Below are 6381 nucleotides of genomic sequence, written 5' to 3' on the forward strand. Positions count from 1 at the left end.
CCGAGGAAGTCCTCGCCGCGGCGCAGGGTCACCCCGGTGGCCAGTACGTCGATCAGCGCCAGTTGGATCATCCGCGAGGTCATCGGCATGTAGTGGTCGGTATCCTCGGGGGTGGCGACCTCCAGGGTCTCGGTGCACTCGTCGGCCAGCGGCGAGTCGGGGGCGGTGATGCCCAGTACCACGGCGCCGCTCTCGCGGGCCAGGCGAGCGATGTCAACCAGCTCCCGGGTCCGCCCGGTCCAGGAGATCACCACTACCACGTCACCGGTATGGCAGCTCGAGGCCACCATGCGCTGCATCAGCACATCGACATAGGCGGTGACGGGGAGGTTGAAGCGGAAGAACTTGTGCTGGGCGTCCTGGGCCACGGCGCCCGAGGCACCCAGGCCGAAGAAGTGGAGTTGCCGCGCCTGGATCAGGTAGTCCACCACCCGCTCGATGCGCACCGGGTCGGTCTGGCGGCGGGCGTTGTCGAGGGCGGCGATGGTGGCGCCGAAGATCTTGTCGGTGTAGTCGGCGGCCGAGTCGTCGGGCTCTACCGCCTGGCTGACGTAGGGGGTGCCACCGGCCAGGCTCTGAGCCAGCTTGATCTTGAAGTCCGGATAGCCCTTGGCATCGAAGCTGCGGCAGAAGCGGTTGACGGTAGGTTCGCTCACCGAGGCCGCTTGCGCGAGGGAGGCGATGCTCATGCCGGTGGCGGTGGCCGGGTCGGCGAGGATGACATCGGCCACCTTGCGCTCGGAGCGGTTGAGCTCCTCGAGGCGCTTCCGAATGCGATCGATCAGGTCGTGACGGGCCATGACGCGGTGGCGCTCTCCATGCTGGGCGGCGCGTGGCCGCGGGGTGAAGCCGTAACGGGTGATGTAGTGATTTAACTACATTATGCTGACTATCCTAGCCCGAGGAGACGGGCCAGGGCCAATCATCCCCGACGGCAGGCGATATTTTAAGTAAGTTTACATTAAAAACTTGCTTTTTTCCCGCATTGCGGGTATTTTTTTGCTAATCCAACGAAAAAGAGGGGCGGGCATGAGTTACCCCAACCGGTCCGGCCAGGCGGTCCGAACCGATATCGACCTGGCGCTGTTCGGCGCCCTCGGCGATCTGGCGCAGCGCAAGCTCTTCCCGGCGCTGTTCCAGCTCGACCGCGAGGGGCTGCTCGACCCGGGCACGCGCCTGTTGGGCCTGGCGCGCCAGGAGCTCGACCTCGACGGCTTCAGGGGGCGCGTCGAGAAGGCGCTCACGACCTACGTCAAGGCCGAGGAGCTCGATCGCCAGGCGCTCTCGCGCTTCCTTGCGCGGCTCGATTATCGCCAGCTCGACTTCACCAAGGTCGAGGGCTACACGGCGATCAAGGAGTGGCGCCAGGCGGGACGGGCGCGTCCCATGGTGGTCTACCTCTCGGTGGCGGCGAGGATCTACGGCGACATCTGCCGCCACCTCGAGGCCAGCGGCAGCCTGGACGATCAGAGCCGGGTGGTGGTCGAGAAGCCGATCGGCTACGACCTGGCGTCCTCGGCGCAGATCAACGACGCCATCGGCGCGGTCTTTCCCGAGTCGCGCATCTACCGCATCGACCACTATCTGGGCAAGGAGACGGTGCAGAACCTGATCGCGCTGCGCTTCGCCAACCCGCTGTTCGGCACCCAGTGGAACCAGAATCACATCTCCCATGTGGAAGTCACCGTGGCCGAGCAGGTGGGCATCGAGGGACGCTGGGGCTACTTCGACGATGCCGGCCAACTGCGCGACATGGTGCAGAACCACCTGCTGCAGCTGGTCTGCCTGATCGCCATGGACCCGCCGGCCAACCTCGACGCCGATGCCATCCGCGACGAGAAGGTCAAGGTGCTCAAGGCGCTGCGGCCCTTCACCGACGACATGCTGGGGCGCGACGTGGTGCGCGGCCAGTACACCGCGGGCACCATCGACGGCCGTGCGGTGCCCGGCTACCTCGAGGAGGAGGGGGCGAACACCGAGAGCCATACCGAGTCCTTCGTGGCCATGAAGACCGGCGTGGAGAACTGGCGCTGGGCCGGCGTGCCCTTCTACCTGCGCACCGGCAAGCGCATGCCCGAGAAGCTCTCGCAGATCATCATCCACTTCCGCCAGCAGCCCCACTACATCTTCGACCCGGACCAGCGGGGACTCGCCGCCAACAAGCTGGTGATCCGCCTGCAGCCGGAGGAGGGCATCGCCCTGGAGGTGCTGACCAAGGACAGCGGCCTGGACAAGGGCATGCGTCTGCGCCGGGGCCCGCTGCACCTGGACTTCAACAGCGCCTTCCCCAAGTCGCGGATTCCCGACGCCTACGAGCGCTTGCTGCTCGAGGTGATGAAGGGGCAGCAGTACCTCTTCGTGCGCCGCGACGAGGTCGAGCACGCCTGGCAGTGGTGCGATAACCTGATTGCCGCCTGGGCCGATCGCGACGAGCCGCCGCGCCGCTATCCGGCCGGCTCCTGGGGGCCGGTCGCATCGATTGCCATGATCACTCAGGATGGGCGCAGCTGGTATGAGGATTACTGAGAAATGCCGGCTGGCCCCAGGGCCCGGTCGCCGCTTTCTCAAGACCGCCATGATCACCCAGGACGGGCGAAGCTGGTATGAAGATTACTGAGGAACTCCAAGATGAGTGAGCTTTGCCGAGAACGCCTGGCCACCCAGCTGGCCGAGGCGGTGGCCGAGGCCCTGCGACAAGACCTGGCGAGCCAGGAGCGTGCCCTGCTGGTGGTCTCCGGTGGCTCCACGCCGGTGCCCTTCTTCCAGGCGCTGGCCGCCTTCGAGCTGCCCTGGGAGCGGGTCGAGGTGACCCTGGCCGACGAGCGCTGGGTGCCCGCGACACATGCCGACAGCAATGCCCGCCTGGTGGGTGAGCACCTGCTGCAGGGGGCGGCGGCGGCGGCCAGCTTCGTGCCGCTGATCACCGGAGCCGCCACCCCGGAGCAGGGTGTCGACGAGGTGGCCAAGCGCCTGGCGCCGCTCGCCTGGCCCGCCAGCGCGGTGGTGCTGGGCATGGGCGGTGATGGCCACACCGCCTCGCTGTTCCCGGATAGTCGTGAGCTCGACCTGGCGCTCTCCACCGCCGAACCGGCGGTGGCCGTGCGCGCGCCGAGCCAGCCCCAGCCGCGTATCACCCTGAGCGCCGACCGTCTGCATCGGGCCCGGCGCCACTTCCTGCACATCACCGGCGGTGACAAGCGCGACGTGCTGGCCAGGGCGCTGGCCGGCGATGATCTCCGCGAGCTGCCGATCCGTGCCTTCCTTTCCTGTCCGCTGGCCACCTACTGGGCCCCCTGACTCCCCGGAGAGACACCCATGAGCATCGACAAGCAGCTGCCCTCCACCCGCACTACCGAGCTCGACAGCATCACTCTCAAGGCCGAGGTGATCCCGGTGCTGGTCATCCAGCGCGTTGAAGACGCCGTGCCGCTTGCCACCGCCCTGGTCGAGGGCGGGCTCACCGTGCTCGAGGTGACCCTGCGCACCGACTGCGCCCTGGAGGCGGTTCGTCGCATCAAGGCGGCGCTGCCCCAGGCCAGCATCGGGGTGGGCACCGTGCTGACCCCCGCCCAGTACCGCCAGGCCGAGCAGGCCGGCGCCGACTTCGTGGTCACGCCGGGCACCACCGAGGCGCTCTATCGCTACGGGGTGACCAGCCCGGTGCCGATGCTGCCCGGCGTGGCCACGGTCTCCGAGCTGATGACCGGCTGGCAGTACGGCTACCGTCGTTTCAAGTTCTTCCCCGCCGAGGCCAGCGGCGGCGTCAAGGCGCTCAAGGCCTTCGCCGGCCCCATCCCCGAGGCGCGCTTCTGCCCCACTGGGGGGATCAATCTCGACAACGCCGAGGACTACCTGGCGCTCAAGAACGTGATGAGCGTGGGCGGCTCCTGGCTGACCCCGAACTCCCTGGTGGAGGCCGAGGACTGGCACGGTATCCGTCAGCTGGCCCGGGAGGCTGCGCAGCACTTCCATCACTGAATCTTCTCCCTGTCTCTGCTCAAGACGTTCCCGCGTGCTCTCTCGACAGCCTGTCGCTGTCCCTTTCCCCGGCCCCCGTGGCCGGTTTTTTTATGTTGTCGCAGATCAGCGTGAAACGCGCAGGGGCCGGCAATTGCCGGCCCCCGTGCTGCACGACGACTCAGCGCCGGCGTCGCTTGCCGCCCTTGTCGGGGGGTGTCGTTACGGGCTCGGCGGCGTCGGTCGATTCGCCCTTGAAGTGCTCGCGCACCAGCGCCAGCAGCCCCTGGGTGGAGGCGTCGAAGTCCTGGCTCTGTTCGTCGATGCGCTCGCTGATCTCGCCGGCGATGCGCTTGCCCAGCTGTACCCCCCACTGGTCGAAGGAGTTGATGTTCCAGATCACCCCCTGGACGAACACCTTGTGCTCGTAGAGGGCGATCAGCGCGCCGAGGTTTCGCGGCGTCAGCTCGTCGAGCAGCAGCACGCTGGAGGGGCGGTTGCCGGGGCAGCTGTAGGGGTCCAGCCGGCTGCCGCTCTGGCTGCCCTCCATGAAGGCGTTGGCCTGGGCCAGCATGTTGGTGAGCAGGGCGAAGTGGTGCTCCTCGACGCCGGGCTCCGGCTTCAGCGAGGCGATGAAGTCGATGGGCACGTAGCGGGTGCCCTGGTGGAGCAGCTGGAAGAAGGCATGCTGGCCGTTGGAGCCGGTCTGCCCCCAGACGATGGGCCCGGTCTTGTAGTCCACCGGGTGGCCGAAGATGTCCACCGACTTGCCGTTGGACTCCATGTCGAGCTGCTGCAGGAAGGCCGGCAGCTGATGCAGGGCCTGGTCGTAGGGCACGATGGCCTGGGTCTCGGCGCCGTGAAAGTTGATGTACCAGATGCCGATCAGCGCCATCAGTACCGGCATGTTCTCCCGGAAGGGGGCGGAGAGGAAGTGCTGGTCCATGGCGTAGGCGCCCTCCAGTAGTTCCATGAACCCCTCGAAGCCGATGGAGAGGGCGATGGGCAGGCCGATGGAGGACCACATGGAGTAGCGCCCGCCGACCCAGGCCCAGAACTCGAAGACGTTCTCCTCGCGGATGCCGAACGCCATGGCCGCCGTCTTGTTGGTGGAGGCGGCGATGAAGTGCGCCCCCACGTCGGCATCCTCGCCGGCATTCTCCAGGAACCAGCGTCGCGCCGTGTTGGCGTTGAGCAGGGTCTCCTGGGTGGAGAAGGTCTTGGTGGAGACGATGAACAGGGTGGTGGCCGGGTCGAGGCGGCTGAGCACCTTCTGGATATGGGCGCCGTCGACGTTGGAGACGAAGTGGAAGTTCAGCTCCGGGTGGCGGTGCTTGAGCAGGGCCCGGCAGGCCATGTTGGGCCCCAGGTCCGACCCGCCGATGCCGATGTTGACCACGTCCCTGATGCGCTCCCCGCTGTAGCCCTTCCACTCGCCGTTGCGCACCGCCTCGGAGAACTGGCGGATCTGCTCGCGGGTCCGCTGGATCTCCGGCATCACGTCCTGGCCGTCGACCATCAGCGGCCCCTCGCCCAGGTTGCGCAGGGCGGTATGCAGGACCGGGCGGTCCTCGGTGACGTTGATGATATCGCCGGAGAACATCTGGGCGCGGCGCTGCACCAGCGCCGAGTGCTCGGCCAGCTCGATCAGCTTGTCGAGCACCGCGTCGGAGACCTGGTGCTTGGAGTAGTCGAGGAACAGGCCGCCGACGCGCAGGCTCATCTTCTCGAAGCGCTTTGGGTCGGCGGTGAAGTAGTCGCGAATGCGGTCGTTGGCGGTCTGCTCGTGCAGGCGCTTGAGGGCCTGCCAGGTCACGCTGCGGGTCAGCTGGAACATCGGAAGCCTCGCCTCCTGTGGTCGGTTGGGTGGGGGTCGGGTCAGTCGGCGGTCCGCTCGGTGATCCAGGCGCCGGCGTCGGGAATGGTCATCTCGTAGGCCGATTCCAGCCAGGGCGAGCTGATCAGGAAATCGGCGCTGGCGGCGTTGCAGGCCACGGGGATGTTCCACAGGGCGGCGAGTCGCAGCAGCGCCTTGACGTCGGGATCATGGGGCTGGGGCGCGAAGGGGTCCCAGAAGAAGATCAGCAGGTCGAGCCGCTGCTCGGTGATCAGGGCGCCGATCTGCTGGTCGCCGCCCAGCGGGCCGCTCATCAGCCCCCTGACGGACAGCCCCAGTGACCTGGCCACCCGCTCCGCCGTGGTGCCGGTACCGGTGAGCTCATGTCGGGCCAGGGCGTCGCTCCAGCGCGCGGCCCAGGCCAGCAGCTCCTCCTTCTTGCCGTCGTGGGCGATCAGCGCGATGCGCTTGCGCGCCGGCAGGGTGCGGGTCACGGTCTGGCGGGGGCGGGTCACGTTCATGGGCTCATGCCTCCAGGATCTTCAGGGTGTTGGTGCCGCCGTGGGCGTTCATGTGGTCGCCGCGGG

General features: G+C 67.5%; 6 protein-coding genes. 3 read left to right on the top strand and 3 right to left on the bottom strand.

Features of this window, described 5'->3' with window-relative positions; translation table 11 throughout:
- A partial coding sequence (gene hexR, locus IBX53_RS13825; RefSeq protein WP_290910260.1) for a transcriptional regulator HexR occupies window positions 1–800 on the bottom strand: 800 nt, incomplete at its 3' end.
- 229 nt (window positions 801–1029) lie between these two features.
- On the opposite strand from hexR, the gene zwf reads away from it, so the two are divergent.
- The 3 genes from zwf (at window position 1030) to IBX53_RS13840 (ending at window position 3978) form a co-directional block, all read left to right on the top strand.
- Window positions 1030–2526, top strand: a complete 1497-nt coding sequence (gene zwf / locus IBX53_RS13830; protein WP_290910263.1) for a glucose-6-phosphate dehydrogenase — start codon at window positions 1030–1032, stop codon at window positions 2524–2526.
- A gap of 102 nt (window positions 2527–2628) precedes the next feature.
- Window positions 2629–3297: a 6-phosphogluconolactonase gene (gene pgl, locus IBX53_RS13835; RefSeq protein ID WP_290910265.1), complete on the top strand. Its 669-nt coding sequence runs from the start codon at window positions 2629–2631 to the stop codon at window positions 3295–3297.
- Window positions 3298–3315: 18 nt separating this feature from the next.
- The gene (locus tag IBX53_RS13840; protein ID WP_290910268.1) at window positions 3316–3978 is read left to right on the top strand and encodes a bifunctional 4-hydroxy-2-oxoglutarate aldolase/2-dehydro-3-deoxy-phosphogluconate aldolase; all 663 of its coding nucleotides are present in this window, start codon (window positions 3316–3318) and stop codon (window positions 3976–3978) included.
- A gap of 160 nt (window positions 3979–4138) precedes the next feature.
- Here IBX53_RS13840 and pgi read toward each other — a convergent pair whose 3' ends face one another.
- The gene (pgi, locus tag IBX53_RS13845; protein ID WP_290910271.1) at window positions 4139–5794 is read right to left on the bottom strand and encodes a glucose-6-phosphate isomerase; all 1656 of its coding nucleotides are present in this window, start codon (window positions 5792–5794) and stop codon (window positions 4139–4141) included.
- A 41-nt stretch (window positions 5795–5835) separates the two neighbouring features.
- Window positions 5836–6315: a methylglyoxal synthase gene (locus tag IBX53_RS13850; protein WP_290910273.1), complete on the bottom strand. Its 480-nt coding sequence runs from the start codon at window positions 6313–6315 to the stop codon at window positions 5836–5838.
- Window positions 6316–6381 lie beyond the last annotated feature (66 nt).

Origin of the sequence: Halomonas sp. (assembly GCF_014859505.1) — a bacterium.
In the GTDB taxonomy this organism is placed as follows: Bacteria; Pseudomonadota; Gammaproteobacteria; order Pseudomonadales; family Halomonadaceae; genus Halomonas.